The sequence below is a fragment of the Crocosphaera sp. XPORK-15E genome (assembly GCF_034931425.1).
Classification (GTDB): Bacteria; Cyanobacteriota; Cyanobacteriia; order Cyanobacteriales; family Microcystaceae; genus UHCC-0190.
Genome location: NZ_JAYGHQ010000055.1, coordinates 1 through 3486, shown reverse-complemented (window position 1 = coordinate 3486; position 3486 = coordinate 1). Strand labels below are relative to the sequence as shown.

Here is a 3486-nt window from a genome sequence, read left to right as displayed (position 1 = left end):
ATGCTATTAATCAACTCTCAACCGTTAAAATTCCTTACAATGGAACCGTTAGAAAGGTTAAATGGGATGGGCAAACTGACCACACTCTTAATGTTACCGTTACTCTCGATGTTGATGAACCCTCAGTTAGTCAAGAGTCAACAGTTAACAGTCAACAGTAACCAATTAAATTCAGAGTTACCATGCTTAAACAGCACCCCCGAATGTGTTGATAAATTGACTCAATTAGCCGTCAAAAAGTCTTTAGAAATAGAGGCACTTAACGGACAGATTGGAATGCTAGGAGATAGAGATCAATTGTTAAGCGATCGCATTGATTATACTCGTTCAAATCAATGGGTAAACTTGTTAGAAAATCCCATGACTAACCCCGTTGGTTTCATACAAAACATCTTTGGTGGTGGTAATTATCAAAGGTCAGAAATAGCCATTACTGACTTGGAGATTAAGAAGTCACAATTAGAAGCTTATGGGGCAGATTTAACTAGAAGGAAGGCAGAAGTTGAAGGAACTTTAAAACAGGAAATCTTAACTTTAGTGTTGAGTTATGAACGGGAAACAAGACAACAAAGTTTACTATTAAGTCAAGTAGAGAATCAGAATATATTGAGTAATGTGGTTGAGATTGATTATCGGTATGGAGGCAGTTCTACAGAGTCTTATTTAGCTAGTATTGAGAAACAAGAAAAGTTACAATCAATGTTAGCTCAATCAGGGATTAATCAACAGGAATCAGTTAGGAAACTTGAGGTTTTAGTGGGGTTGTAATTGTCAAAGAATAAGTTCAGTTACATCGTGTAATTCTCCATCCGTCTCGCTATTTCCTGAAGTTGGTGAATTCGCTGTTGGGTTGGAAGAAGGCTACGAAACAAGGATTGCAAACCATCAGAAAAAGGATTCATAGTTAACAGAGGTTCAAAGTAAAAGTTAATGCCGAATTTTAATCCTATAGCTGACAACTTATTGCACGACATAAACGTTTGAATGCTAGACAACAAAGAACATTGGACAAAATAGAAGGGTCTTCAGCTTGTCCAACTAAATCCCTAAGGTTTTCTTTAATTGTCTTTCCCATTCTGTCAAAAAGATTTTTTGTATTATTTTCATTTTCTGTCTCTTTAACTAATTTATATAGACGCGGAAAATCACTTATCCAAGCATTGGGCAGATGACCATTTGGTATGGTATTGAGCAAATCAAAGCTCAAATTCTCATAAGGTATAGCTCTTTTGTCACTTGTCATCCAACCAACGCAGTAACAAAATCTCTTCAAAATTATAGGATCATAATTGTTTGTTCCACCAAGGTCATCGATGTAGATTTTCTTTTGTACAGAAAAGCCAAATTTACCGTTGCTATATTTAACCCAAAGTTGATCAATAGCCTGTAAGTCTTCACAAGGAATGTTCTCGATATCTTCATAGTCTAACCATACTTGTTCAACTTTGTTAGCAGCCTGAAGCATGACTATTACTGTTTCTTCGTCAGCTTCTCTCCACTTTTTAGCTGCTAGGAGGTCTTCAAGTTTGCTGTAATCAGCCTCTATTATTAGTTTAATGTCATATCCTTCATTTGAAGGCCAATCTTCTCGAACAATTTTGATAACAAAATTACCTAATTTAATCTTTTTAATATTTTCTGCATTTTCTTCTGTGAACAGATTGACAATATTATTTTCAATCTTTTCAAAAATTTTGCTGTTTAAAAAATTTGATGGAAGCCCTTTATTAATTAGTATTTTAGTCTGGTCACTAAGTTGATAACCATATGTTATTACTTTTCCTTTATTGATTTTTTTGTTTAGACTAAAAATTATTTTTAGTTGATTAATTTTGTTTTGTGTTCCAGTAATATAATAAGTAATACTATTTTTGATTTCAGATTCTTTTTGTTCTAGTTGTTTGGGATCACTATTCCCCCGATATTCTTCTCCCTTTGCGCTAAAATCTTGATATTTTTCTTTTTCTATTTTTAAGCCAACTTCCTCAAGATAAGAACAAATATTTGATATAGAGTCAGTTCTAAAATCGTTATTTTCTGTGGGTGGAGAATTATCAGCCTGTGGTGGGGTGATGCCGTTTTTATCCGTATCCGATTTAGGATCTGGAATTATTAGCTCATACTGTTCTTTGATTTCGTTATAATTAGGAAGAATAGCTAAAAGTTTACTTAAAATTATTTTTGCTTCACCAATATTGTCATTTGCTTTTGCCTTTAATGCTTGACTATAATAGATGTTAAGATCCTGAATTGTTGCCTGTTTAGGTAGCAAAATACAGTATCTTTTTTCATCTGGTTCAGCATATCCATAAGGCTGCTGCTTTTCTGGCTTGCCATACTGCCGATTAATCTCAGGAACCCGATACTTTAATCGTTGATACAGTCGATCAAATGTAGCATAATTACCTTGGTTTAATAGGGTATTTTCCAAAGCTTCTAGCAAAGCATAAGTAAATGAACCTTGTAGAATTTCATCAATTTCATAAGATTTTTGTGTAGGAGAACAAGAAGCCAAAGTAATGACACCTTTTTGTTTTTCCATTGTCATCCCTATTCCCTTAACTCCTACTTCGTTTCGACAAGCATCATAGATAATGATCACATTCCCTGCCCCAGTTTGTCGGAGATGAGAGGTAATATAACTTAGGGAAATCGCTGTGTCCTCAACCCCTTTTGGATCTGGGTCACCATCTGATGGCATTAGGTAATCTTTCCCATTATGCAGTAATCCATGACCACTGAAAAAAAACCATAAATTATCTTCAACACTCAATATATTAGGCTTAAAACGGACACGAAAAAACCGCTTTAAAGTGTTGCCATTTGGTTGAGAATTATAAGGCTGGTTTGTATCATTAATGGGGGGAGAATCGTCAGTAAATAAATAAACTTTCTCAAAGCCACCCTTTTTTTTATCAAGAAACCAATCTTTCATTTTTTGTGCATCATTATTTGCACATTTAAGGTCTGGCATATTAACGTAATTATTGATACCGATACAAACCGCCCAATTTTTAGCCATCTTTCCGTTTAAACTTAAGTTTAATTGCCCCTTTGCCTCCAGCTTCCCCACCAGTTCCAAATAAACTGACTTGTCCTTTGCCGTTAACTTCAATTGATAGTTCTATCTCGTCAAGTACCATCCCTGACTTGCGCTGTTGTGCGTTCTCAAAAGCATCTTCTACCACATCAAGAAACTCTCCCATATTCTGCTTTAATTCATCAGCAGAAAGACGAGATCTCCCTTTCGGCTTTTCTGGTTCTGAGCCATAATTAAAACCAGTATCGATGCTACTTTTTCCTCCATCAGAATCAGCCGTTTCATCTGTAATAATCCAAATTCCTCTTTCTGACATTGCCTTTACTTAATTATTTGTGAACTTTTGAGACTATTTTCTAGTTCGGTAAATTTTCTCTCTAACTCAGCCATCCTCTGACTTAACGGTACACTATCAGCACACCCCAAATACTCAGCTATGGCACTAC

3 protein-coding genes are annotated in these 3486 nt (G+C 35.2%); 1 reads left to right on the top strand and 2 read right to left on the bottom strand.

Features of this window, described 5'->3' with window-relative positions:
- The coding region (locus VB691_RS24245) for a hypothetical protein (protein WP_323294095.1) at window positions 1-768 on the top strand (768 nt) is incomplete at its 5' end.
- Between the two features lie 178 nt (window positions 769-946).
- Here VB691_RS24245 and VB691_RS24240 read toward each other — a convergent pair.
- Both VB691_RS24240 and VB691_RS24235 read right to left on the bottom strand, forming a co-directional pair.
- Window positions 947-3022 (bottom strand): GUN4 domain-containing protein, encoded by a 2076-nt coding sequence (locus VB691_RS24240; protein WP_323294094.1) that lies wholly within the window; start codon window positions 3020-3022, stop codon window positions 947-949.
- Window positions 3015-3356 carry a hypothetical protein gene (locus tag VB691_RS24235; RefSeq protein ID WP_323294093.1) on the bottom strand — a complete coding sequence of 114 codons (342 nt, stop codon included), beginning with the start codon at window positions 3354-3356 and terminating at the stop codon, window positions 3015-3017. Before VB691_RS24235 ends, VB691_RS24240 begins: the two co-directional genes overlap by 8 nt.
- Between the last annotated feature and the right edge of the window lie 130 nt (window positions 3357-3486).